The 23,214-nt window shown below is 66.4% G+C and carries 19 protein-coding genes (1 of these 19 only partly in view); 16 read left to right on the top strand and 3 right to left on the bottom strand.

All coding sequences use genetic code 11. From position 1 onward, the window contains the following. Positions 1 to 1,387 carry the 5' portion of a sulfotransferase gene (locus tag C0541_RS08805; RefSeq protein ID WP_193725908.1) on the bottom strand. The gene continues 86 nt to the left of window position 1, outside the view, so only the first 1,387 of its 1,473 coding nucleotides appear in the window; the start codon lies at positions 1,385 to 1,387; its stop codon lies beyond the left edge, outside the window. 165 nt (positions 1,388 to 1,552) lie between these two features. Here C0541_RS08805 and C0541_RS08800 point away from each other — a divergent pair, with 165 nt between their 5' ends. From C0541_RS08800 to C0541_RS08790, 3 genes are all read left to right on the top strand, one after another. Next, positions 1,553 to 2,011, top strand: a complete 459-nt coding sequence (locus C0541_RS08800) for a hypothetical protein (protein ID WP_115047659.1) — start codon at positions 1,553 to 1,555, stop codon at positions 2,009 to 2,011. A 40-nt stretch (positions 2,012 to 2,051) separates the two neighbouring features. Continuing rightward, positions 2,052 to 3,635, top strand: a complete 1,584-nt coding sequence (locus tag C0541_RS08795; RefSeq protein WP_115047657.1) for a tetratricopeptide repeat-containing sulfotransferase family protein — start codon at positions 2,052 to 2,054, stop codon at positions 3,633 to 3,635. 385 nt (positions 3,636 to 4,020) lie between these two features. Then, on the top strand, positions 4,021 to 6,873 hold the full coding sequence (locus C0541_RS08790) for a TonB-dependent receptor (protein ID WP_115047655.1): 2,853 nt from the start codon (positions 4,021 to 4,023) through the stop codon (positions 6,871 to 6,873). Positions 6,874 to 7,034: 161 nt separating this feature from the next. On the opposite strand, the gene C0541_RS08785 is transcribed toward C0541_RS08790, so the two are convergent. Continuing rightward, the gene (locus C0541_RS08785) at positions 7,035 to 9,116 is read right to left on the bottom strand and encodes a 3-hydroxyacyl-CoA dehydrogenase NAD-binding domain-containing protein (protein ID WP_115047654.1); all 2,082 of its coding nucleotides are present in this window, start codon (positions 9,114 to 9,116) and stop codon (positions 7,035 to 7,037) included. A 234-nt stretch (positions 9,117 to 9,350) separates the two neighbouring features. Between C0541_RS08785 and rpoE the strand changes: the two genes are divergently transcribed. The 9 genes from rpoE to recO all read left to right on the top strand — a co-directional run bounded on the left by rpoE (position 9,351) and on the right by recO (position 18,367). Next, on the top strand, positions 9,351 to 9,971 hold the full coding sequence (gene rpoE / locus C0541_RS08780) for an RNA polymerase sigma factor RpoE (protein WP_115047652.1): 621 nt from the start codon (positions 9,351 to 9,353) through the stop codon (positions 9,969 to 9,971). Continuing rightward, positions 9,968 to 10,855 carry a sigma-E factor negative regulatory protein gene (locus C0541_RS08775; RefSeq protein WP_115047650.1) on the top strand — a complete coding sequence of 296 codons (888 nt, stop codon included), beginning with the start codon at positions 9,968 to 9,970 and terminating at the stop codon, positions 10,853 to 10,855. The genes rpoE and C0541_RS08775 overlap by 4 nt, the downstream gene beginning before the upstream one ends. 109 nt (positions 10,856 to 10,964) lie before the next feature. Next, positions 10,965 to 12,545, top strand: coding sequence for a DegQ family serine endoprotease (locus C0541_RS08770; protein WP_115047648.1), 1,581 nt, complete (start codon positions 10,965 to 10,967; stop codon positions 12,543 to 12,545). Between the two features lie 187 nt (positions 12,546 to 12,732). Beyond that, complete coding sequence (gene lepA / locus C0541_RS08765; protein WP_161960003.1) at positions 12,733 to 14,523, top strand: translation elongation factor 4; 1,791 nt, start codon at positions 12,733 to 12,735, stop codon at positions 14,521 to 14,523. A 103-nt stretch (positions 14,524 to 14,626) separates the two neighbouring features. Next, positions 14,627 to 15,427 (top strand): signal peptidase I, encoded by an 801-nt coding sequence (lepB, locus tag C0541_RS08760; protein WP_115047646.1) that lies wholly within the window; start codon positions 14,627 to 14,629, stop codon positions 15,425 to 15,427. 28 nt (positions 15,428 to 15,455) lie between these two features. Next, positions 15,456 to 15,833 carry a DUF4845 domain-containing protein gene (locus C0541_RS08755; RefSeq protein ID WP_115047645.1) on the top strand — a complete coding sequence of 126 codons (378 nt, stop codon included), beginning with the start codon at positions 15,456 to 15,458 and terminating at the stop codon, positions 15,831 to 15,833. Continuing rightward, positions 15,823 to 16,503 (top strand): ribonuclease III, encoded by a 681-nt coding sequence (gene rnc, locus C0541_RS08750; RefSeq protein ID WP_115048162.1) that lies wholly within the window; start codon positions 15,823 to 15,825, stop codon positions 16,501 to 16,503. The genes C0541_RS08755 and rnc overlap by 11 nt, the downstream gene beginning before the upstream one ends. Continuing rightward, positions 16,500 to 17,399, top strand: a complete 900-nt coding sequence (gene era / locus C0541_RS08745; RefSeq protein ID WP_115047644.1) for a GTPase Era — start codon at positions 16,500 to 16,502, stop codon at positions 17,397 to 17,399. Before rnc ends, era begins: the two co-directional genes overlap by 4 nt. 245 nt (positions 17,400 to 17,644) lie before the next feature. Beyond that, positions 17,645 to 18,367: a DNA repair protein RecO gene (gene recO, locus C0541_RS08740; RefSeq protein ID WP_115047643.1), complete on the top strand. Its 723-nt coding sequence runs from the start codon at positions 17,645 to 17,647 to the stop codon at positions 18,365 to 18,367. 146 nt (positions 18,368 to 18,513) lie between these two features. On the opposite strand, the gene C0541_RS08735 is transcribed toward recO, so the two are convergent. Continuing rightward, positions 18,514 to 19,236, bottom strand: coding sequence for a response regulator (locus C0541_RS08735; RefSeq protein WP_115047642.1), 723 nt, complete (start codon positions 19,234 to 19,236; stop codon positions 18,514 to 18,516). A gap of 157 nt (positions 19,237 to 19,393) precedes the next feature. Here C0541_RS08735 and rlmD point away from each other — a divergent pair, with 157 nt between their 5' ends. The 4 genes from rlmD to C0541_RS08715 all read left to right on the top strand — a co-directional run bounded on the left by rlmD (position 19,394) and on the right by C0541_RS08715 (position 23,212). Further along, on the top strand, positions 19,394 to 20,728 hold the full coding sequence (gene rlmD, locus C0541_RS08730) for a 23S rRNA (uracil(1939)-C(5))-methyltransferase RlmD (protein WP_115047641.1): 1,335 nt from the start codon (positions 19,394 to 19,396) through the stop codon (positions 20,726 to 20,728). A 103-nt stretch (positions 20,729 to 20,831) separates the two neighbouring features. Then, positions 20,832 to 21,329 (top strand): CYTH domain-containing protein, encoded by a 498-nt coding sequence (locus C0541_RS08725; protein ID WP_115047640.1) that lies wholly within the window; start codon positions 20,832 to 20,834, stop codon positions 21,327 to 21,329. 149 nt (positions 21,330 to 21,478) lie between these two features. Next, positions 21,479 to 22,162: a DsbA family oxidoreductase gene (locus C0541_RS08720; protein ID WP_115047639.1), complete on the top strand. Its 684-nt coding sequence runs from the start codon at positions 21,479 to 21,481 to the stop codon at positions 22,160 to 22,162. Between the two features lie 15 nt (positions 22,163 to 22,177). After that, on the top strand, positions 22,178 to 23,212 hold the full coding sequence (locus C0541_RS08715) for an NAD(P)/FAD-dependent oxidoreductase (RefSeq protein WP_429001339.1): 1,035 nt from the start codon (positions 22,178 to 22,180) through the stop codon (positions 23,210 to 23,212). Positions 23,213 to 23,214 lie beyond the last annotated feature (2 nt).

Genomic DNA, 23,214 nt, shown 5'->3' with positions numbered 1-23,214 from the left:
CCTGCCAGTAGCTGGCTGTCTTGACGGCGCCAGGCGCCTTGTGGAACTCCAGGCAGTCCGGTTCCCAGGGTAACTGCAGGAAGTCCAGCAAGGCGCGCAAGGTGGGCTCCGGCGCGGCGACGAAGGCGTCGTAGTCGAAGGTGTGGATGCTGTCCGGATACAGCGACTGCCAATGCGCCATCAGGCGCTGGTAGGCCGCATAAAAATGCCCGATGTCCTCCAGCCGGCCCGCATAGCCAAACCGTTGCGGATTGAGCTGCTGCAGGAAGATCGACAGCCCGTTGTCCAGTGGATGACGACGTGTGTGCACGATCCTGGCAGCGGGAAACAGCTGTTTGATCAGCCCGATCAGTAGAAAGTTGTCGGGGCGCTTGTCGGTGATGTAGCGCAGTTGCGCATGTTGCGGAACGGCTGCCGCCACACGGTGCCGATAGGCCGCGGCCAGCTGCGCCAGCGTGTGCGAGGACAGATGCTGTGCGGCTTGCGGGAACGGCGACAGTGACTGTGCAACCAGTCGCGGCAGTGCATCCAGTTCGCCGCCGGCAGCAATGCTCGGGTGGCGCGACAAGGCCTGTTCGAGCAAGGTGGAGCCGGAACGGAACATGCCGCAGATGAACAGGGTCAGCACCGTGTTTTCTTCCGCAGCCATCGGTGGTGGCTGTTGCGCGTCCTTTGCGTTGGCAAACACCGCAGCGATGCTGTCGAAATGCTGTTGCGTCCGGATCGGATCGTAACGCCTCGCATGGGCGTGGCCATGCCGGTTGGCGGCACTGGCCGCATCGAATGCCTGGTTGTGCAGGCCGAGGCGGTCGTAGGCATGGGCCACTGCGTGCAGCAACGTGGCCGCCAGCGCAGGATCCTGCCCCGCGACCGAGCTGGCCTGCTCGAGTTCGAGCAGGCGAGGGTCGTGCGCCTGCGTCGGGGGATCCAGATGCAGCAGACGTGCGGCGGCTTGCAGCTGCAGCGCCCGTGTCGGGGCATCGTGGTGCGCACCGGCAAGCAGGCGGCGATAGGCGGCGACCGCCTGCTCGCGTGCGCCCAGCTCTTCGTGCAGGTTGCCCAGATTGAGCAAGGCCGGGGCGTAGTCCGGCCGGCACTGCAGTGCCAGGTCGAGCTCCTTCAACGCGGCCGCATCCTGGTGCAGATGCTCGCTCAGCAGCGCAGCGCGATTGAGGTGGATCTGTTCCGGCAGTGCCGCACCGCATTGCAATGCCTGCGCATACGCATCCAGCGCAGCGGATGCAGCGCCGCTCCGGCGCAGCAGATACCCCAGGTTGTACCAGGCATCGGCGCAGCGGGGCTGCGCCTGCAGGATGGCTCGATAGGCGGCGATCGCCTGCGGTAGGTGGCCTTGTTGCAGTAGGCGTGCGGCATGCTGCAAGGACAGGTCCAAGGCGTCTTCCGGGCAGTCTTGCAGGGGGCGGGGACCTGCAGCTTAGGCGGCGCCAGCGGCGCGTTCAATCGGCCCGACGGCCGGACGAGCAGGTCGGCCTTTCCTCCACGCGCCGGTTGGCTTGTATGCTCTGCTGCAGTCGAGCAGTGAGATGCGCACATGCACAAGCCAGTGGTGGTGGGTCTGACAGTCCTGAGCTGCGCATGGGCAGCATCGGCGCAGGACATGCCGACGCATCGCTGCGCTGCCATCATCGATCCATTGCCGCGGCTTGCCTGTTATGACGCCAGTTTCCCGCCAACCCAGGCGGTGCGGGCGGCAGAGGCGGACAGGGGAGTGAGGGCATTCGGCCGCAGCACCCGGCAGGTGTCGGCAGCGGCGGGTACGCAGCAAGCATCGCCTGCGCAACTTACGGCGACGGTGCTTGCGGTGGCGTACCAGACGGATGGCACGCGCATCGTGTCGCTGGATAGCCGTCAGCGCTGGGCGCTGACCGAAGCCACCAGCCGCGGACCGCTGGCCGAGGGCGAGGTCGTGGTGATTCGCAAGGCCGCAATGGGGAGTTACATGCTGGTGACCGCTGCCGGGGTGGCGCTACGCGCACGCCGCATCGATTAGCCGGGCCGCCGCTGGCATCGCAACCAACAGAAGAGAACGGATGACTGAAAGACAGCTGCGCGTACTGTTGCACAACGGCTATCAACTGCTGCGTCAGGGACGGTACGCCGAGGCCGTTGCGTTCGCCGACCGCGCCTGCGCCGACCAGCCTGGCAATGCGCATCTGCTGGAACTCGCCAGCGAGGCCCGGCTGGCCAATGGGGACCCGCAGGGTGCGGCGGACCGCATCGCACGGGCGGCGGCGGTTGCCGCCTCACCGGTGCCGCTGTTGATCAAGTACGCAAGCTTGCTGCTGCAGCTGCGTCGCCGCCGCCAGGCCCGCCGCGTTGCCGCGCAGGCGCAGGCGCTGGCCGCCACCGACGGTGCTGCATGGTGGCGGATCGGCGCGCTGTACAGCGGCTGCCACGAAGTGGCGGCCGCCCGTGATGCGTATCGGCATGCGCTGACCTTGCTGGGAGAACAGCCCGGCTTGTTGTACGACCTTGCCACCATGCAGTTCTTCGGCGGCGAGTTCGATGCGGCCGAGCTCACGCTGGAGCGACTGCTGTACCTGGCGCCCACGACGGGCGATGCCTTGTACCTGCGCGCCACGCTCCGGCGTCAGACCGGGCAGCACAACCATCTGGACGATCTGCGCCACCGCTTGACCACGCTATCGGAACCTTCCGCCCGGGCGGCGGGCCTGTACGCCTTGAGCAAGGAGCTGGAGGATCTGGGCCGGCATGCCGAATCGTTCGAGACGTTGACCGCCGCAGCGGCCTGCAAGCGCAACACGCTGCAGTACGACGTTGCGTCCGAGTGTGCGCATATCGCCCAGGTGCGACAGGCGTACGGCCCGGATGCCCTGCGCGCACTGCAGCCGGGTGATGCGGGCGAGGGGGCGATCTTCATCGTCGGCTTGCCGCGCTCAGGCACCACCTTGCTGGAGCGCCTGCTGATCCAGCGCGGCGGTGCGCGCTCGGCCGGGGAATTGATGGATTTCGGTGCGCTGCTCGGCAGCGCAACGTCCGGCGTGCTGGCGACCAACCCCGGCTTGACCGCAGCCCAGGCATCGCTGCAGATCGATTTTGCGGCGCTTGGCGCGGAGTATCTGCGCGGGGCCCGCGAGCTGGTGCACGACCATCCGGTCTTCATCGACAAGATGCCGGTCAACTACCTCTACTGCGGCATGATTGCCACCGCGTTGCCCCGCGCACGCATCATCCATCTGGTGCGCGATCCGCTGGATACGTGTTATGCGATGTACAAGACCTTGTTCTACAACGCCTATCCGTTTTCGTATGCGCTCGATGAGCTCGCTGATTACTACCTGGCCTATCAGCAGACCATGCGTCACTGGCATGCGGTAGTGCCCGACAGCATCCTCGACGTGCACTACGAAGCGTTGGTGCGCGACACCGACGATCAGATCGCGCGGGTGCTGAGCTGGTGCGGCCTGACGAGCGGTGCCGCCGTCACCGAACTGGAGAATGTGCCGTTCGTGACCGCGAGCGCTGCGCAGGTGCGTGGCGATGTCCACCAACGGTCGGTCCATAGCTCTCGCCGTCATCTGGACGGACTCCTGCCTTTGCTGAAGCGACTCCAGGCAGCGGGCGTGGTCCTGCCCGGTGTCGAAACCTTGTAACGGTCGGGTGCCGGCCGACCGGCCGCTCGGTCCAGTCTTCCGACGGGCGGGTCCTGGTTCGCAGACGGCAGGCGAGCGTCAGGCATCAAATCGTCCGGTAGGTGGAAAAAAAGGGCGGTGGAGGGGGGTTTTTGCGTGACGCCTGCACTCTTTTGGGGATTGGCCGCACCGATTCAGAGCATTTCTGAATGGCGCTTTAATTCTCCTCAACGTGGTCTTAACATCGGGTTGGCAACGTTTTTTCGGGCGCTTCTTCGTCCGGTCGTTCGCCAGTGTGGCAGCGCAGCGCGATGCGCTCGCCAACGACGTCGTAGTGCATGCCGGCACCGCTTCAGCTGCCGACGCAGCGCACTGCATTTGCCCGTTCGGACTTTCGGAGAGAGAGATGAGATTGAAGACCACCAAGTTGCGCGACGCCATCAGGGCATCGCTCACGGTCGGCGCCGCCGCGTTGGCCCTGTCGGGAACCGTGATGGCACAGGAACAGCCCTCGACGGAACTCAAGAGCCTGGACGCGATCAGCGTCACCGGTACGCGCATCAAGAGCCAGACGATGACGGCCTCCAGTCCGGTGGCAGAGATCAACAAGGAAGAATTCCAGTACACCGGCTCGACCAAGGTCGAAGATCTGATCAATCAGTATCCGCAGCTTTCGGCGAGCTTCGACAACTTCGCCAACAACGGTTCGCAGGGCTACGCGACTGTCGACCTGCGCGGATTGGGCGCGCAGCGCACATTGACCCTGGTCAATGGCAGGCGCATTCCCAAGGGCATTGGCGAAAGCCCGGATATCAGCATCATTCCGGCCGCGCTGGTGCGCCGCGTGGACATCCTGACCGGCGGTGCATCTGCGGTGTACGGGTCCGATGCCGTCGCCGGCGTGGTCAATTTCGTGCTCGACGACGAATTCGAGGGCGTCAGCGTCGACATGGGCTACAACGCCTATCAGCATGACAACGGCAACACGCTGATGCGTGGATTGATGGACGATGCCGGCTACGACTACCCGAAAGGCAATTCCGGCTTTGACGGCATCTCCCGCAACCTGGACCTGGCGATCGGCGGCAGCTTCGGCGAAGCCGGGCACGCCACCGCATGGGCCACCTGGCGCGAGAACGACCCCTTGCTGCAGGGGCAGCGCGATTACTCTTCCTGTGCACTGAGCACGGCAGGGACTTCGTGCGGTGGTTCTGCCACTGCCGACCCGGCCAACTTCTACGTTGTCGCTCCGTCGGCTGGCGCGTTCTACGTGCAGCCTTCGGCCGGCGGGACCTGGTCGCAGGTTGCATCCCCGAATCTCTACAACTTCGCGCCGTTGAACTACTACCAGCGGCCGGATACGCGCTACACGGCCGGCACCAACATCAAGTACGAGGTCAACGAGCACTTCAAGCCGTATCTTGAAACCTTGTTCGTCAATCGCAAGAGCTCGACCCAGATCGCGCCCTCGGGCGCGTTCTTCACCGATCTCAATGTCAACTGCGCCACCTCGGTGATCGGCAGCCTCTGCAACGATGTCGGCATCACCGACGACGAGTTCACCGTCTATGTCGCCAAGCGCAACGTCGAAGGTGGCCCGCGCATCACCGACTCGGATACCAACAGTTTCAGCATCACTGCCGGCGCCCAGGGCGATATCACCGACAACTGGTCCTACGACGCGTCGTTTACCTATAACCGCAGCACCACCAAGTCGGAGAACCGGAACGATTTCGTCACCACCCGCGTGCGCGACGCGCTGCTGGGGTGCCAGCCCGGCGCGTTCGATGGCTGCGTGCCCTACAGCGTGTGGACCGACAGTGTCACCGCGGCAGAGGCGCAGGCGCTGCAAGGCATCGGTATCGTCAACTACGAAACCTCGATGCGCGTGTTCAATGCCTATGTGACCGGCAACTTCGGTTACAGCCTGCCGTGGGCCGGCGACAACCCGATCAGCCTGGTCGGTGGTGTGGAAACCCGCAAGGAAACCTTCCAGCGCGTGGCCGACAGCAACATGCAGATCGGCAACTTCACCGGGCTGGGCGGTCCCACTTCCAACGTGTCCGGCGACATCGGCGTCAAGGAGCTGTTCCTCGAGGGCGCGGTGCCGCTGGTCGCGCAGGCCGGAAGCCTGGATCTTCTCGATTTGCAGCTTGGCTATCGCTACTCCGACTACGACACCTCCGGTGGCGTCAGCACCTACAAGGCAGGTCTGGGCGCAACCTTCGTCGATGGCAAGTACCATTTGCGTGCCGGCTGGAACCGTGCCATCCGTGCGCCGAACATCACCGAGTTGTATAGCGAGAACGTGATCGGCCTGTGGAGCGGTAGCGACCCCTGTGCCGGTGCCAATCCGGTCCTGACCCAGGCCCAGTGCGCCAACACCGGCGTGACCGCCGCGCAGTACGGGCGGGTCGCCGCCAACCCTGCCGGGCAGTACAACGAAATTGCCGGCGGGAATACCGCATTGGAACCGGAAACGGCCAATACCTGGACGGTGGGCTTTGCCGCCAGCCCCATCAAGGGTCTGGATCTGAGCGTGGATTACTACGACATCAAGATCGACGACGCGATCCGCAGCATCGGCTCGTCCAACATCCTGACCGCGTGCGGTGTGACCGGCAATGCGGACATCTGCAGCCGCGTCCGCCGTAACGCCACGACCGGCGATCTGTTCCGCGGAAGCGACCCCGACGTCTCCGGCCTGATCTTCAATTCCCAGGACAATTTCGGCTCGTTGCATTTCCAGGGGATCGACCTGACCGCGTCTTACGCATGGAGCATCGGGCCGGGGCGCCTGACCGCCTCGATGATGGGCAGCTATGCCCTCAAGCAGGAATACGAGCCGGTTCCGGGCGTGCAGGAAGTGACCTACGACTGCGCCGGCGTGGTCAACGTGGCCTGCAACAGTGCCGAATGGCGGCATGTGCTGAGCACGCGCTACAGCTTTGACCGCTACACCGTCGGTCTGCGCTGGCGCTACATCGGCGAACTGGACTACGAGAATACCAACGGAACCCGTGGCACCACCGACGTGCGCCTGGTGAACCAGGACAACAAGGTCTCGGCGTACAACTACTTCGATCTCTCCGGTTCGGTGCAGTTGGGCGATTACGTGACCTGGACGCTGGGCATCAACAACATCGCCGACAAGGAACCGCCGCTGGTGGGCGGAAGCCTGACCTTCAACGGCAACTCCCTGGGCGGCTATGACCAGGCTGGTCGTTATTTCTTCACCAGCCTGGGCCTGCGCTTCTGAGTTGTGCCAACGATGCTGCAACAAGGAACGGCGAGCCCTGGGTCGCCGTTCTTCTTGCCGGTGCTTCGCGCCCGGTTGCATCGCCTCGCAGCTGCATGCGGCAATCGATCGAGGGCAAGCCGATTGCGCCTCCGGTCAGCGCTGCGTGAGCCGCTGCCGCCTCACGCCAGCGGTTCACGCAATACCGGCGAGTCCCAGCCCGGACGCGGCGCGAAACGCTCGCCATGGCGTGCCTGCAGCGCCTGCAGGCGTGCCAGCAGCGCGTCGGCGCCGACAGTGCGGATGTGCTGGATCGGACCACCGCGGAACGGGGCAAAGCCGGTGCCGAAGATCACGCCGGCGTCGAGCAGGTCCGCATCGGCCACCACGCCATCGTGCAGGCAGGCAACCGCTTCGTTCAGTAGCGGCAGGATCAACCGGTCTTCCAGGTCGTCCGGCGCTGCGTAGCCGCTGGCTACTTCGGGCTTGACCGCGCGCCCGTTCTCCCACTTGTACAGGCCCTGGCCGTCCTTCTTGCCGCGCTTGCCCGGCTCCACGGTGGCCAGCGCGGCGGGAATCGGCAACCGGAGAAACGGCGCCAGTTCCGCGCCGACGCCGGCAGCCACGTCCAGGCCCACGGTGTCGATCAGTTCGATCGGCCCCATCGGCATGCCGAACTTGACCGCGGTCTTGTCCAGCACCGGGCCGGGAATGCCCTCGGCATAGGCGGTGGCCGCTTCGAGCAGGTACGGGAACAGCACACGATTGACCAGGAAGCCGGGGGTGCCGGCCACCGGTACCGGAAACTTGTCCAGCGCCTTGCAGAATGCCGCCAGGCGCGCAACGTTGGCTGGATCCAGCCCGTCGTGCTGCACGATTTCCACCAGCGGCATCATCGCTACCGGATTGAAGTAGTGCAGGCCGGCAAACTGCGCCGGGCGCTGTATATGCCCGCGTAGCTCGGTCAACGGAATCGACGAGGTATTGGTGGTCAGCAACGCATCGGGCTTGAGCTGCGGCTCGACGGACTGGTACAGCTCGCGCTTGGCCTGCGGGTTCTCGATGATCGCTTCGATCACCAGGTCCGCCTGCGCCACGCCCGCCCCGGCCAGGTCGCCGCGCAGGCGCGCGGCCACTGCCGGCCGCTTGGCCTCGTCCTTGACGCGCTTGGCGAACAACTCGCCGCCGCGGCCCAGGGCCGTATCGATGAAGCGCTGCTCGCGGTCCTGCAGCGTCACCTCGAAGCCCTTGTAGGCCGCCCAGGCCGCGATATCGCCGCCCATCACGCCGGCACCGACCACATGCACATGGCGGATCGGCGCCAGGGCCGCGGCGCCGGCGTCCTTGCCACCCAGCGCCTTCAGGCGCTCGGTCAGGAAGAAGATGCGGATCAGGTTGCGCGCGGTCGGCGTGCTGGCGAGCTTGACCACCGCCTTGCGCTCGGCCGCCAGGCGCGCCTGGATGCCGCTGCCGCCGGCGCGTTCCCAGACGTTGATCAAGGCGTAGGGTGCCGGGTAGTGCTCCTTGCGCGCCTTGCGTGCGACCTGCTTGCGCATCTGCGGCGCCAGCAGCTTGCGCGCGGGCAGGGTATTGGTGGCCCAGGCGGTGGCGCGCTGCTTGAAGGGACGTTTGCTGCCGGTGAGCGCGAGCGCGGCGGCCACGTCGACCAGCACTGCCGGCGCGGCGACCTTGTCGACCAGGCCCATCGCGCGTGCGGCCTTGGCCGCGACGGTGCGCCCGGTGAGCATCAGGTCCATCGCTGCCGGCGCACCGATCAGGCGCGGCAGGCGGGCGCTGCCGCCCCAGCCGGGAAAGATGCCGAGCTTGGTTTCCGGCAGGCCGATACGCGTGCTGCCATCGTCGGAAGCCACGCGGTACCGGCACGCCAGCGCGATCTCGGTGCCGCCGCCCATGCAGAATCCGTGGATCGCCGCGACCGTGGGGCAGGGCAGTTCGGCCAGTTTCTGGAACACCTGCTGGCCACGATGGATGGCATCGTTGACGGTGCCCTTGCGGTCGAATTCCTGGAATTCCTTCAGGTCGGCACCGGCGATGAAGCCGTTGGGCTTGCCCGAGCGCAGCACCACGCCCTTGGGCGGGTCCAGCGCCAGGCGTTCGACCAGCGCGCCCAGTTCGAGCAGCACCTCCTGCGAAAATGCGTTGACCGGTGCGCCCTGGCGATCAAGGCTGAGCACGACCACGCCGTCCTCGCGCAGGTCGGCCTGCCAATGGCTGAATCGGAGCCCGTCGAAACCTGGAAGCATGCGTCTGGCCGTCCGGAGATATAAGGAAAGGTCGTTATCATCCAGAGGTTGTTTCGTTCACGTCAAATACCCATACCGTCGACAAGGCGGCGGCTGCCCGGCGCGAGGCGTCGCCAGTGACGCATCGGTGCAGCTAGCCTGTTGCGTGACGATCGTATGGATCGGTATGAACTTTTCCCTTCAATGGTTGTCTCATTGCCCGACTTCGGTGGGCTGACAGGAGTGCGGCCCGACATGGCCGAAGTCGATACACCTCAGGAGCTGGACCTGGAACTGGTCCGGCGTGTGCAGCGCGGCGAGAGTGCGGCGTTCGATGTGCTGGTGCGCAAATACCAGCACCGGATCGTTGCGTTGATCGGGCGCTACATCGCCGACTGGAGCGAATGCCAGGATGTGGCCCAGGATACGTTTGTGCGCGCCTACCGCGCGATCAACAGTTTCCGCGGCGACTCCCAGTTCTATACCTGGCTGCACCGCATTGCCGTCAACACTGCCAAGAACCATCTGGTGGCGCACAACCGCCGGCCGCCCACCGACGACATCGAGATTAGCGATGCCGAGCAGTTCGATGGGGCGACCCGCTTGCGCGATACCGACACCCCGGAGCGCGAATTGATGCGACAGGAGCTGGAACAAACGGTGATGCGTGCGGTCCAAGCCCTGCCGGAAGAACTTCGGTCGGCCATCACCTTGCGCGAGGTGGATGGGCTGAGCTACGACGAAATCGCGCGAAAGATGGATTGCCCGATCGGGACGGTGCGCTCGCGCATCTTCCGGGCGCGCGAGGCCATCGACATCGAGCTGCGGCCTCTGCTGGAGACCGACAGCGCTACCCGTGAGCGACACCGTGTATGAGCCATAACCCTGCCATGTCCACCACCGACAAGTTCGAGCGCCACTACCGCCAGCAGCTGTCTGCGCTGGTGGATGGCGAATTGAGCGCCGACGAGTCGCGCTTTTTGCTGCGGCGTCTGGCCCACGACGAAGAACTGGCCGGCTGCCACGAACGCTGGCAGCTGTGCGGCGATGTGCTGCGTGGTGCGGCCAGCGCGCCGGCACCGCTGGATTTTGCCGCGCGTGTACGCAGTGCCATTGCCGATGAGCCGGTGCCGCAGGCGCAGCCATCCACGCGTCCGGCGGCGCGCTGGCGCTGGGGCGGTGGCGCGGCGATTGCGGCATCGGTCGCGGCGATCGCCTTGTTCATGGCGCGCGAGCGTCTGCCGGAGACCGCAGCGCCTGTCACCCAGGTTCCGGTGTTCGCCACCGTGGCGCAGTTGCCCGCCACCGCGCAGGCTCCCACCACGCCCGTGGTGCCGAAGGGACCGGCCGAGCCTGGCCCGGCCGCCCCCGACGAGGTCGCCGCGCTGGCCGCAGCGGTGCCGGCTGCCGCGCTGGCATCGGCTCGCCGTGGCGCGGCCACGCGCAACCAGCAGGCCGCCCGCAGCGTCGCGGCGCGGCAGCAGCAGGCGCCAGCCCGCGTGCTGGCATCCGCTGCTCCCGCCTCGGCGGCCGCCACGGCCGTTGCGGCGCCATCGAATCCGTTCACGCATCCGGATACCACACTGCAGGCGCGCCCGTGGCCGCGCGCGGCGCTGTCCGGTGCCGGCGACAGTCCGCTCAATGCCAGCTTCCGCCAAGGCGGCCAAGGCACGGCGTTCTATCCGTTCGAGCCCGCGCCGCAGGGTGTTGCCAGCCCTGCGCCAAGCCGGCCGCTGCCGGTGCAGCCGCCGCAGGATTGATGCCGCCGGCGCTCTTCATCCGTTCGGCGTCCCCCCTTCCGTTATCGTGCCGGACCCCTGCAATGGCAGGGGCTTTGGCCCCTGTCGCCCTGCCATCGGAGGCAACCTGATGAACCATCGCATTCGCACCCAGATGTTCGGCCTGATCGCCATGACCTTGCCGCTGGCCGCCTGCGCGCAGCAGTCCGCGCCCGCTGCCAAGGACGTTGCCCCGATTGCCGCCAACCGCAGCGCCACGCCGGCGCCGCAGCTGGTGGCCGGGTTGCCGGACTTCACCAATCTGGTCGAGCAGGTCGGCCCGGGCGTGGTCAATATCGAAACCACCATCACCCGCAAGGACGCCATGGCGCGCCAGCGGCGCGGTGGTCCGGGTGGGCAGGACGGCGGCGCGATGCCCGGCGACGAGCAGATGCCGGAATTCTTCCGTCGCTTCTTCGGTCCGGATTTCCAGATGCCGGGCGGGCCGCGCCAGGGGCCGGGCCGGGGCGGCGATGACGATGGCGGCATCGCCGGCAAGTCGATGGGTTCGGGCTTCATCATTTCGGCCGACGGCTATGTGCTGACCAATCACCACGTGGTCGACGGCGCCAGCGAGGTCACCGTCAAGCTGACCGACCGCCGCGAGTTCAAGGCCAGGGTGGTCGGCAGCGACGAGCAGTTCGACGTGGCGTTGCTCAAGATCGACGCCAAGGGCCTGCCGACGGTGCGTCTGGGCGATTCCAACACGCTCAAGCCGGGCCAGTGGGTGGTCGCGATCGGCTCGCCGTTCGGGCTGGATCACTCGGTCACCGCCGGCATCGTGAGTGCTACCGGTCGTAGCAACCCGTATGCAGACCAGCGCTACGTGCCCTTCATCCAGACCGACGTGGCGATCAACCAGGGCAACTCCGGTGGCCCGCTGCTCAATACGCGTGGCGAAGTGGTCGGCATCAATTCGCAGATCTTCTCCGCCTCCGGCGGCTACATGGGCATCAGTTTCGCGATCCCGATCGATCTGGCCTTCAGCGCCGCCGAGCAGATCAAGGCCACCGGCCACGTGAGCCGCGGCATGCTGGGGGTGGCGGTCGGCCCGATCGACTCGCTCAAGGCGCAGGGCCTGGGCCTGCCGGATACGCGTGGTGCACTGGTCAACGACATCCCGCCCGGTAGCCCCGCCGCCAAGGCCGGGATCGAAGTGGGTGACGTGATCCGCGCGGTCAACGGCAAGCCGATCGATGTCGCCAGCGACCTGCCGCCGATGATCGGCCTGATGGCGCCGGGGACCAAGGTCACCCTGGACGTGTTGCGCGATGGCAAGCCGCGCAAGGTGGCGGTCACCCTGACGGCGCTGGACAACCCGGCCGGCAACGCTGCACCGCGCACCGCTGCCGACGACGCCAAGCCCAGCGCCCCGGCCAGCGTGGAACTGCTCGGCCTGCAGGTGGCCGATCTGACCGCCGTCGAGCGCAGCCGCCTGGGCCTGGAAGCCGGCGAGGGCGTGCGTATTGCCGCGGTGACCGGCGCGGCAGCACGCAGCACCCAGCCGCCGTTGTCGCCGGGCCTGGTCATTGCCCGCGTCGGCCGCACCAAGGTCGGCAGCGTCGCCGACCTCAACCGCGCGCTGTCCAGCTACAAGAAGGGCGACGTGGTCATGCTGCTGGTCACCGACGGCAAGGCGACCAGTTATGTGGCCCTGAAGGCCGGCGGCTGATCGCGGCCGGGATTCGGGATTCGGGATTGGCAGAAGCGGGTCCGCGATACGCGACGGTCCACCCTGCTTTTGCGATTCCCGAATCCCGATTCCCCAATCCCCGGCCCCAAAGGGGCCGACCGTGCGATAATGCTGCGTTACCCTGACGACGGCACCGCCGGCGCCCACCTCAATGTCCTCTGATTCAATGCGGAACATCCGCAACTTCTCCATCATCGCCCACGTCGACCACGGCAAATCCACCCTGGCCGACCGGATCATCCAGCTGTGCGGCGGCCTGCAGGCGCGCGAGATGGAGGCCCAGGTGCTCGACTCCAACCCGATCGAGCGCGAACGCGGCATCACCATCAAGGCGCAGTCGGTGTCCCTGCCGTATACGGCCAAGGACGGGCAGGTCTATCACCTGAACTTCATCGACACCCCCGGGCATGTGGACTTCTCCTACGAGGTCAGCCGCTCGCTGGCCGCGTGCGAAGGCGCGCTGCTGGTGGTGGATGCGGCCCAGGGCGTGGAAGCGCAGTCGGTGGCCAACTGCTACACCGCGGTGGAGCAGGGCCTGGAAGTGGTGCCGGTGCTCAACAAGATCGACCTGCCGACCGCCGACATCGAGCGTGCCAAGGCCGAGATCGAGGCGGTGATCGGCATCGATGCCGAGGACGCGGTGGCGGTCAGCGCCAAGACCGGCCTGAACATCGACCTGGTGCTGGAAGCGATCGTGCAGCGGATTCCGCCGCCCACCCCCCGCGATACCGACAAGCTGCAGGCGCTGATCATCGACTCGTGGTTCGACAACTACCTGGGCGTGGTCTCGCTGGTGCGCGTGATGCAGGGCGAGATCAAGCCGGGCAGCAAGATCCTGGTGATGTCCACCGGCCGCACCCATCTGGTCGACAAGGTCGGCGTGTTCACGCCCAAGCGCAAGGAGCTTGCCGCGCTGGGCGCGGGCGAAGTGGGCTGGATCAACGCCTCGATCAAGGACGTGCACGGCGCGCCGGTCGGCGACACCCTGACCCTGGCGGCCGACCCGGCGCCGCATGCATTGCCCGGTTTCCAGGAAATGCAGCCGCGCGTGTTCGCCGGCCTGTTTCCGGTCGATGCCGAGGACTACCCGGATCTGCGCGAGGCGCTGGACAAGCTGCGCCTGAACGATGCGGCGCTGCGCTTCGAGCCGGAAAGCTCCGAAGCGATGGGCTTCGGCTTCCGTTGCGGCTTCCTCGGCATGCTGCACATGGAGATCGTGCAGGAGCGGCTGGAGCGCGAATACAACCTCAACCTGATCTCGACCGCGCCGACCGTGGTCTACGAAGTGCTCAAGACCGACGGCAGCATCGTCCCGATGGACAACCCGTCCAAGCTGCCGCCGCTGAACAACGTCGAAGAGATCCGCGAGCCGATCATCCGCGCCAATATCCTCACCCCGCCCGATTACGTCGGCAACATCATCACCTTGTGCGAAGAAAAGCGCGGCACCCAGATCGGCATCAACTACCTGGGCAGCCAGGTGCAGATCAGCTACGAGCTGCCGATGGCCGAAGTGGTGCTGGATTTCTTCGACAAGCTCAAGTCGGTCTCGCGCGGCTACGCCTCGCTGGATTACCACTTCCTGCGCTTCGATGCCGGCCCGTTCGTGCGCGTGGATACGCTGATCAATGGCGACAAGGTCGATGCGCTGTCGATCATCGTGCACCGCAGCTACGCCGACCGGCGCGGCCGCGAACTGTGCGAAAAGATGAAGGACCTGATCCCGCGGCAGATGTTCGACGTGGCGATCCAGGCCGCCGTGGGCTCGCAGATCATCTCGCGCTCCACGGTCAAGGCGATGCGCAAGAACGTGTTGGCCAAGTGCTATGGTGGCGACGTTTCGCGCAAGAAAAAGCTGCTCGAAAAGCAGAAGGAAGGCAAGAAGCGCATGAAGCAGGTCGGCCGCGTGGAGATTCCGCAGGAAGCCTTCCTGGCTGTCCTGCAGATGGATAAGTAACCGGGATTTGGGATTCGTGATTGGGGATTGGCAACGACGCCAGCCCTACTGTTTTTGCGAATCCCCAATCTCCAATCCCGAATCCCGTTCCGAAGGAACATCAATGAAATGGTTTGAAATCGTCCTGGTTGTGCTGACGCTGGGCACCGGCTTCATCTGGCTGCTGGACAAGCTGTTCCTGGCCAAGCGCCGCGCCGCACGCGCCGGTCTGCTGGACAGCGAGCCGGCGATCATCGATTACTCGCGCGCCTTTTTCCCGGTGCTGGCGGTGGTGTTGATCCTGCGCAGCTTCGTTGCCGAGCCGTACAAGATTCCGTCCAGTTCGATGATGCCCAATCTGCTGATCGGCGATTTCATCCTGGTCAACAAGTTCGCCTACGGGTTCCGTCTGCCGATCACCAATACCAAGTTCATCCCCACCGGCGAGCCCAAGCGCGGCGACGTGGTGGTGTTCAAGCCGCCGCATGCGCCCGACCAGAACTGGATCAAGCGCGTGGTGGGCCTGCCGGGCGACAAGATCGGCTTCCACGGCGATACGCTGTACATCAACGAAAAACCCATGCGTTACACGATCAAGGGCGAATACATCGGCAAGGGCAAGGGCGCCGAGATGACCGGCACCACCTTGCTGGTCGAGGACTTGCCGGGCCGCACGCACACCGTGCTGGAGTGGGTCGACCGCAACATGCCGGCCGGGCAGGGCGACTGGACCGTGCCGGCGGACAGCTATTTCGTGATGGGGGATAATCGCGACAACAGCGAAGACAGCCGATTCTGGACCCAGACGCACTTCCTGCCGGAGGCCAACCTGCGCGGCAAGGCGTTCCTGATCTGGCTCAATTGCGAAGGATGGTTCTGCAAGGGGAGTTTCGATCCGTCGCGGATCGGGACCGGAATCCAGTAATGCACGCACGGCGTGCCGGGGAAGCACAATGAAGCGCAAGCAAAGCGGTATGACGTTGACGTCGTTCGTGGTGGTGCTGGCGGTGGTGGGGTTTGCCCTGTACATCGGGATGAAGCTGTTTCCGATGTACCAGGAATACTATTCCGTGCGCACGGCCATGAAGAGCCTGGCCAAGGAACCCGATAGCGCCAACATGGATCCGTCCAAGTTGCAGGATCTGTTCTTTCGCCGGCTGTACATCAACTATTCGGAAAACGTCAAGAAGGAAGACGTCAAGTTCGAGCGCGCCGACGGTGGCTGGCGCATGAAGGTCAATTATGAAGTGCGCCGCGAATTGATCGGCAACCTGGATATTGTCGGTAAGTTCGAGACGTCACAGGACATGACGGGACGTGGTGGCGAATAGAACCTTCCAGCGTGGCGATCCGATCGGGCATGCGTTCGCCGATCCGGGGTTGCTCGCCCAGGCGCTGCGGCATCGCAGCGCCGGAACACCGCACAACGAACGACTGGAATTCCTTGGCGACGGCATCGTCAACCTGCTGATCGCCGAGGCGCTGTACCAGCGCTGGCCCAAGGCCGATGAAGGCGCATTGACCCGCGCGCGCGCCGAACTCGTGCGCGAAGGGGCGCTGGCGGTGATCGGCCGCGCGCTTAACCTGGGCGAGCGGCTGACGCTGGGCCCGGGCGAGCTGAAATCCGGCGGCCATCGCCGCGATTCGATCCTGGCCGACGCGGTCGAGGCGATCGTGGCGGCGATCTATCTGGACTGCGGCTTCGAGCGCTGCCGTGCGGTGGTGCTGCCGTGGTTCGAACCCTCGCTGGCCGCGCTGCCGGTGGGCAAGGCGGAAAAGGACCCCAAGACCCGGCTGCAGGAATGGCTGCAGGCGCGGCAGCTGCCGCTGCCCACTTACGCGCTGATCAGCGAAAGCGGCGACGAACATGCCAAGCAGTTCCATGTCGCCTGCATCCTGGAACAGCCCGTCGCCCGCGCCGAAGGCCAGGGCAGCTCGCGTCGCCTCGCCGAGCAACAGGCGGCCACCCTCGTCATCGCACAACTGGATTCCAACACGTGAGCGAAACCTCTTCCCCCCACCGTAGCGGCAGCGTTGCGGTGATCGGCCGGCCCAACGTCGGCAAGTCCACCCTGACCAATGCCCTGGTCGGTGCCAAGGTCAGCATCGTGTCCAACCGGCCGCAGACCACGCGTCACCGGCTGTTGGGCATTGCCACCTTCCCCGCGGGGCAGCTGGTGCTGGTCGATACGCCCGGACTGCATCGCGAGCAGAAGCGCGCGATGAACCGGGTGATGAACCGCGCCGCGCGCGGCTCGCTGGAGGGCGTGGACGCGGCGGTGCTGGTGATCGAAGCCGGCCGTTGGGACGACGAAGACACCCTGGCCTTCAAGGTCCTGAGCGACGCCGGGGTGCCGGTGGTGCTGGTGGTCAACAAGGTCGACCGGCTCAAGGACAAGACCGCGCTGTTCCCGTTCCTGGCCCAGGTCAGCGAGGGGCGCACGTTCGCTGCAGTGCATCCGGTGTCGGCGCTCAAGCGCAAGGGCCTGGAGGCGCTGGTCGGCGACCTGCTCAAGCTGGTGCCGGAAGCCGACGCGATGTTCGGCGAGGACGAGATCACCGACCGCAGCCAGCGCTTCCTGGCCGGGGAGCTGGTGCGCGAGCAGTTGATGCGTCAGCTCGGCGAAGAACTGCCGTACGCCACCACCGTGGAGATCGAGCGCTTTGCCGAAGACGGCGCGCTGCTGCGCATCGGCGCGGTGATCTGGGTCGAGCGCGAAGGCCAGAAGGCGATCGTGATCGGCAAGGGCGGCACCCGCCTGAAGGACATCGGCGGCAAGGCGCGCCTGCAGATGGAGCGCCTGTTCGGCGCCAAGGTGTTCCTGGAGACCTGGGTGCGCGTGCGCGAAGGCTGGTCGGATGACGAAGCGGCGTTGAAGGCGTTCGGATACGAGTGAGGCCCCGGCCGGGGCCGGCGCGGCACCGACGCTGTGCTGACAGCCTGTCGATGCGATCGCCCAGACCGTCACTGGCGTGGAGCTACGATGCAAGCGATGTCGCGATGGTCCCGATTGCGCCTGGCCGCTGCGGCGGTTGTCGGCAACGGCTGTGATCGGGGGCGCCGCCGGCAGAGGCTGACCGCGGCCGTTGCCGATATCGGAGTGTCTGTCCTGCAATCTCGGCCCCTGCGGCACGACAGCGCATGTTGATCGAACACGAGCGCGGCTTTGTCCTGCATGTGCGCGCCTGGCGCGAGACCAGCCTGCTGGTGGAAGTGCTGAGCGAGCAGCATGGGCGGGTCGGGCTGTTGGCGCGCGGGGTGCACGGGCCACGCAAGCAGGCCTTGCGGGGGGCGCTGCAGCCACTGCAATTGATCCAGTTCACCGCGGTGCAGCGCGGCGAACTGGCGCAGCTGCGTCAGGCCGAGGCGCTGGATACTGCGCCCCGCCTGGCGGGCGAATCGATGCTGGCCGGTTTCTATATCAGTGAATTGTTGCTGCGCCTGGCGCCGCGTAACGACCCGGTGCCGGAGTTGTTCGATTGCTATGCGCAGGCGCGTGCGCACCTGGCATCCGGCCTGCCGCTGGCCTGGGGGCTGCGCCAGTTCGAGCGCGATGTGCTCGATGGCCTGGGCGTTGCGTTCGATCTGCAGCACGACCGCGACGGTCAGGCGATCGACCCGGCGGCGCGCTACCGGCTCGATCCGCAGGAAGGCGCCTTGCGCGTATTGAGCGAGGCGATGGCGCAGGATCGGCGCGACACCGTGACCGGCGCGGCGCTGCTGGCCTTGGGCCAGGACGTCATGCCCGCAGCCGACGACATGCCGGGTCTGCGTCGCAGCATGCGCGGCGTGCTGCTGCATCATCTGAGCGGACGCGGACTGAAATCCTGGGAAATGCTCGAGGATCTGGCGCGGCGGCGTTGAGGGCCGCAAGGCCGGTCAACCAGTCGCGCGAGCAATGATCGAAATGCGTCGGACGGCATGCAGGCCCGCCGTGCATGCGTGGTGCGCGATGCCGCCCATTCCGGTCGCCGCCGCTGCGTCGAGTCCAGCGGCCGCGGTGCAATCCTTCAGTGCAGCAGCGCAGCCACGGCCGCGTGGAACTGCGTCTGCGCCGTGCTGGAATGCGGGTCGCCGCGCAGCAGGCGCACCGCGCCGGCAAGCCGTGCGGCGCCGACAAATCCGCAGCTGGCCTGCAGCCGATGCAGATGGCTGCGCAGCGCCTGATCGTCACTGACCTTCAGGGCCGAATTTACCGCATCGCGGGTGCCCGGCAACTCGGCCAGGAACAACTCGCGCAGCGCGTTGAGATGGTGTTGCTGGCCGTTGAGCGCGCTGAGCGCGGCCGCTTCGTCCCAATCGCTGGCAGCGATGTCGACCACACCCACCGGGGCCACGCTGTAGCGGCCGCGCGCCAGCCCGCGGCGCACCGCCTGCAACAGGCGCTCGGAGGTCAGCGGCTTGACCAGCATTTCCAGGAAGCCATCGGACTGCAGGCTGCGTTGCATCGCCAGATGGGTGTCGGCGGTGTGCGCCAGCGCAGGCACGTCCGGGTGCAGCAGGCGCAGGGCACGCAACAGGCCGCTGCCGGTGCCATCGGGCAGATTGACGTCGATCAGCCACAGGTCGTGGCGACGATCGCGCGCGCGGTCCAGTGCCGAAGACAGGGAGTCTGCGCAATCGACATGGGCGGGAAGACCGTCCAGCACCGCCTGCAGGAAGCCACGGCTGATCGGGTCGTCCTCTACCAGCAAGAGTCGGGGTCGGGGTTCGTGGCGTGTCGCCATGTTCATGCTGCCTCCTTGTCAGCGATGCCGCGTCCTCGCAGCCGCGTGCAGCGGCAGTGTGCCTGTGTTTGAGGGGCGCGACAATTGTTCTACGGCGCGAAGCGGCCGCGATCGATCGCATCTGCGACAATACGCACCCTTTTTGCCCGCAGCTCGTCGCCACGTGGCCAGAACCCGAAACCGCTTCGACCGTACGCCGTTCCAGACCGCAATCACCGACCTCAGCCACGACGGGCGCGGCGTGGCCCGCCGCGACGGCGAGGGCGGCAAAGTCACCTTCATCAGTGGCGCCTTGCCGGGTGAGCTGGTGCGCGCCGAACCTACCGCGCGCAGCCGGCATTTCGACGAGGCCAGGACGGTCGAGGTGCTGGAGGCATCGCCGCAGCGGGTGACCCCGCGCTGCCCGCATTTCGGCGTCTGCGCCGGCTGCGTGCTGCAGCACCTGGACGAGTCGCAGCAGATCGTGGCCAAGCAGCGCGTGTTGATGGACAACCTGGAGCGCATCGGCCACGTCAGCCCGCAGGCGGTGTTGCCGGCCCTGGTCGGCGATAACTGGGGCTACCGGCGCAAGGGCCGCTTTTCGGTCCGTCGCGTCGAGAAGAAGGACAAGACCCTGGTGGGGTTTCGCGAGCTGGATCCGCGCTTCGTGGCCGATCTGTCGGTCTGTTATACGGTGATCCCGCAGATCGGCGAGAAGATCCCGCAGCTGGCGGCGCTGGTCGAAGGCCTGGACGGCAAGCGCGATATCCCGCAGATCGAATTCATTGCCGGCGACGAGGCGGTGGCCTTGACCATCCGCCACATGCAGCCGCTCAGCGAACGCGACCTGCAGGCGCTGACCGCGTTCGCGCAGGCGCAGGGTTTTGCGATCTTCCTGCAGCCGGGCGGCGTGGATAGCGTGCATGCGCTGTGGCCGCAGCAGGTGCCGCTGTCGTTCCGCCTGCCGCAGTGGGATGTGGAGCTGGCGTTCCGGCCGTTGGATTTCATCCAGGTCAACGCCTCGCTCAACCAGAAGATGATCGCCCACGCGCTGGCGCTGCTCGACGCCGGGCCCGAGGACCGCGTGCTGGACCTGTTCTGCGGGCTGGGCAATTTCACCCTGCCGCTGGCGCGCGGCGTGCGCGAGGTGGTCGGTGTGGAGGGCGATGCCGGGCTGGTGGCGCGCGCACGCGAGAATGCGCAGCGCAATGGGCTGGCCAATGCGCAGTTCCATGCAGCCGACCTGACCCAGGACCAGCGCAATGCTGCGTGGATGCGGCAGGGCTTCGACAAGCTGCTGCTGGACCCGCCGCGCTCGGGTGCGCTGGAAGTGCTGCAGCAGTTGCCGCTGAAGAAATTCGAGCGCATCGTCTATGTGAGCTGTCACCCCGGCTCGCTGGCGCGCGACGCCGGCTACCTGGTCAACGAGCAGGGTTTTACGCTCAAGGCCGCCGGGGCGATGGACATGTTCCCGCATACCGCGCATGTGGAGAGCATTGCGGTGTTTGAACGGCGGTGATTGGGGATTGGGCATTGGGGATTCGCAGGAGCGGATTCCCGACGCCCGCCAGTTCGCTGCTGTGGCCAATCCCCAATCCCGAATCTCCAATCCCCCAAAATCCATGCCCATCGAAATCGAACGCAAATTCCTGGTGACCGGCGATGGCTGGCGCGCTGCCGCGCATGCGGTGATCCCGATGGCGCAGGGCTATATCAATGACCAGGCGGCGTTGCGCAGCGGTGCGCAGAACGCCTCGGTGCGGGTGCGTCTCCAGGGCGAGAGCGCGTTCCTCAATCTGAAATCGCGCGAGGTGGGGCACACGCGGCAGGAGTTCGAGTATCCGATTCCGGTGGTCGAGGCGCGCGCGCTGCTGGCGCTGTGCGTCGGCGGTTTGATCGACAAGCGCCGGCATCTGGTCCAGTACCAGGGCCACGTGTGGGAAGTGGACGAATTCCTCGGCGACAATGCCGGGCTGGTGGTGGCCGAGATCGAACTGGAACATGCCGACCAGGCCTTCGCCAGGCCTGCGTGGATCGGCGCGGAAGTCACCGACGACGTGCGCTACTACAACCTGGCGCTGGCCTCGCACCCGTTCAGGACCTGGAGCGGGGCAGTGTGATCCGGGAGTCGGGATTGGGCATTCGGGATTGGTAAAAGCTGAAGCGATGCGTCGGACCTGGGATGCTTGCGCTGCGACTGGCCAATCCCTGCCTTGGTATTGGGTTTATGCTCTGCGAATCCCCGATGACGAATCCCCAATCCCCGCCCATGCGCATCGATATCTGGTCTGACGTGGTCTGTCCCTGGTGCTGGATCGGTAAGCGCCGTTTCGAGCAGGCGGTGGCCGCGCTCGGTGCGCAGGCACCGGTACTGGACATCCACTACCACGCGTTTGAGCTGGATCCCGATGCCGGCCTGGAGCCGACGCCATTGCGCGATGCGCTGGCGCAAAAATTCGGCGGTGCCGCGCGCGTGGAGCAGATGCTGGCACAGACCCAGGCCACCGCGCGCGCCGATGGCCTGCCGCTCGACTTCGGGCGCGGGCAGGTGCAGGTCAGCACCCTGCGCGCACATCGGCTGATCTGGCTGGCCAGCCGCGAGGGCGATGTCGAGGCCGTGATCGAAGCGCTGTTCCATGCGCATTTTGCCGAAGGCCACAACGTCGGCGCGACCGAAACGCTGGTGGCCGCCGGAGCCGCCGGTGGTCTGGACGCGGCGAGCGTGCACGCACTGCTGGACTCCGACGAAGGCGTCGTTGCCGTCCAGGCGCAACTGGCGCAAGCCGCTGCGCTCGGAATCCGCGCGGTACCCAGTTTCGTCATCGACGGACGCAGCCTGATCCAGGGTGCGCAGCCGCCGGAGAGTTTCGCGCAGGCGCTGTTGCAGCTGGCGGCCGAGTCGGCGCCAATCGGTGGTCCCGATGCCTGCGGGCCGGACGGCTGCGCGGTGTGAATGGCCGGCGGCCTGTTGCGACGGCCCGCAGTTGACAAGATGATGCAACCTGCCCGATCGAAGATGGTGGCGGTGATCGGTGCCGGCTTGGCCGGGCTTGCCTGCGCGCAACGACTGCAGGCGGCGGGGATGGCGGTGACGCTGTTCGAGCAGGCCGACTTGGCCGGTGGGCGCATGCGCAGCTGTGGCGGCGATGGCTGGCAGTGCGATCACGGTGCGCAGTACTTCACCGCGCGCGATCCGGCGTTTGCCGCCGTGGTGGATGCATGGATCGCGCACGGCATCGCGGCGGCCTGGCCTGCACGCCTCGCCAGTTGGGATGGCACCGGCCTGCGTGCGTCGCACAGCGGGTTGACGCGCTTTGTCGGGGTGCCGGACATGGCCGCACCGGCGCGTGCGCTTGCAGCCGACCTCACTGTTCGGTTGGGCGCCTGCGTGCGGTCACTGCAACGCAATGGCGACACATGGCAGTTGCAGCTGGCGGAAGACACGACGACACACGCCTTCGACACCGTGCTGCTGGCGGTTCCGGCACCGCGTGCGGCTGCATTGCTGGCGGGCCTCGCCCCCACGCTGGCGACACTTGCCGCCAAGGCACGGATGCAGCCGGCCTGGGCGGTGGTGCTGCGTTTCGACTTGGCGGTCGATCCCGGCTACGACGCCTTGTTCGTCAACGCCGGCCCGGTGCGCTGGGTGGCACGCAACTCCAGCAAGCCGGGGAGGGCAGGCGTGGAAACCTGGCTGCTGCATGCCACTGCCGAGTGGAGTCGGGCGCATCTCGACGCCACGCCGGAAGCGGTGATCGCCAGCCTGTTGCCGGCGCTGGCCGCGCTTGGCCTGCCATTGCCGCACTCCTGCACTGCGTATCGCTGGACGGCGGCCAGTACCGAGCCTGCGCTGCAGGTCGGCTGTGCCTGGGAGGCACGGTTGGGCATCGGCATCTGCGGCGACTGGCTGGCCGGCGGCAAGGTCGAAGGGGCCTGGCAAAGCGGTGTGGCGTTGGCAGCGCGCGTGTGCGCGGGCGTTGCCGTGGGCAGCGGTGAGGATTGATG

The sequence above is a fragment of the Xanthomonas arboricola genome, from assembly GCF_003353015.1.
In the GTDB taxonomy this organism is placed as follows: Bacteria; Pseudomonadota; Gammaproteobacteria; order Xanthomonadales; family Xanthomonadaceae; genus Xanthomonas; species Xanthomonas arboricola_E.
Note: the sequence above shows the minus strand (reverse complement) of the source record. Positions and strands in the feature narration are given on the sequence as shown.

Coding starts and splice junctions, on each gene's coding strand:
- recO (WP_115047643.1), top strand. CDS start 17,645: ATGTTGATCGAACACGAGCGCGGCTTTGTCCTGCATGTGCGCGCCTGG.
- C0541_RS08795 (WP_115047657.1), top strand. CDS start 2,052: ATGACTGAAAGACAGCTGCGCGTACTGTTGCACAACGGCTATCAACTG.
- rpoE (WP_115047652.1), top strand. CDS start 9,351: ATGGCCGAAGTCGATACACCTCAGGAGCTGGACCTGGAACTGGTCCGG.
- C0541_RS08775 (WP_115047650.1), top strand. CDS start 9,968: ATGAGCCATAACCCTGCCATGTCCACCACCGACAAGTTCGAGCGCCAC.
- C0541_RS08770 (WP_115047648.1), top strand. CDS start 10,965: ATGAACCATCGCATTCGCACCCAGATGTTCGGCCTGATCGCCATGACC.
- C0541_RS08735 (WP_115047642.1), bottom strand. CDS start 19,236: ATGAACATGGCGACACGCCACGAACCCCGACCCCGACTCTTGCTGGTA.
- C0541_RS08785 (WP_115047654.1), bottom strand. CDS start 9,116: ATGCTTCCAGGTTTCGACGGGCTCCGATTCAGCCATTGGCAGGCCGAC.
- lepB (WP_115047646.1), top strand. CDS start 14,627: ATGAAATGGTTTGAAATCGTCCTGGTTGTGCTGACGCTGGGCACCGGC.
- lepA (WP_161960003.1), top strand. CDS start 12,733: ATGCGGAACATCCGCAACTTCTCCATCATCGCCCACGTCGACCACGGC.
- C0541_RS08720 (WP_115047639.1), top strand. CDS start 21,479: ATGCGCATCGATATCTGGTCTGACGTGGTCTGTCCCTGGTGCTGGATC.
- C0541_RS08755 (WP_115047645.1), top strand. CDS start 15,456: ATGAAGCGCAAGCAAAGCGGTATGACGTTGACGTCGTTCGTGGTGGTG.
- C0541_RS08725 (WP_115047640.1), top strand. CDS start 20,832: ATGCCCATCGAAATCGAACGCAAATTCCTGGTGACCGGCGATGGCTGG.
- C0541_RS08790 (WP_115047655.1), top strand. CDS start 4,021: ATGAGATTGAAGACCACCAAGTTGCGCGACGCCATCAGGGCATCGCTC.
- C0541_RS08800 (WP_115047659.1), top strand. CDS start 1,553: ATGCACAAGCCAGTGGTGGTGGGTCTGACAGTCCTGAGCTGCGCATGG.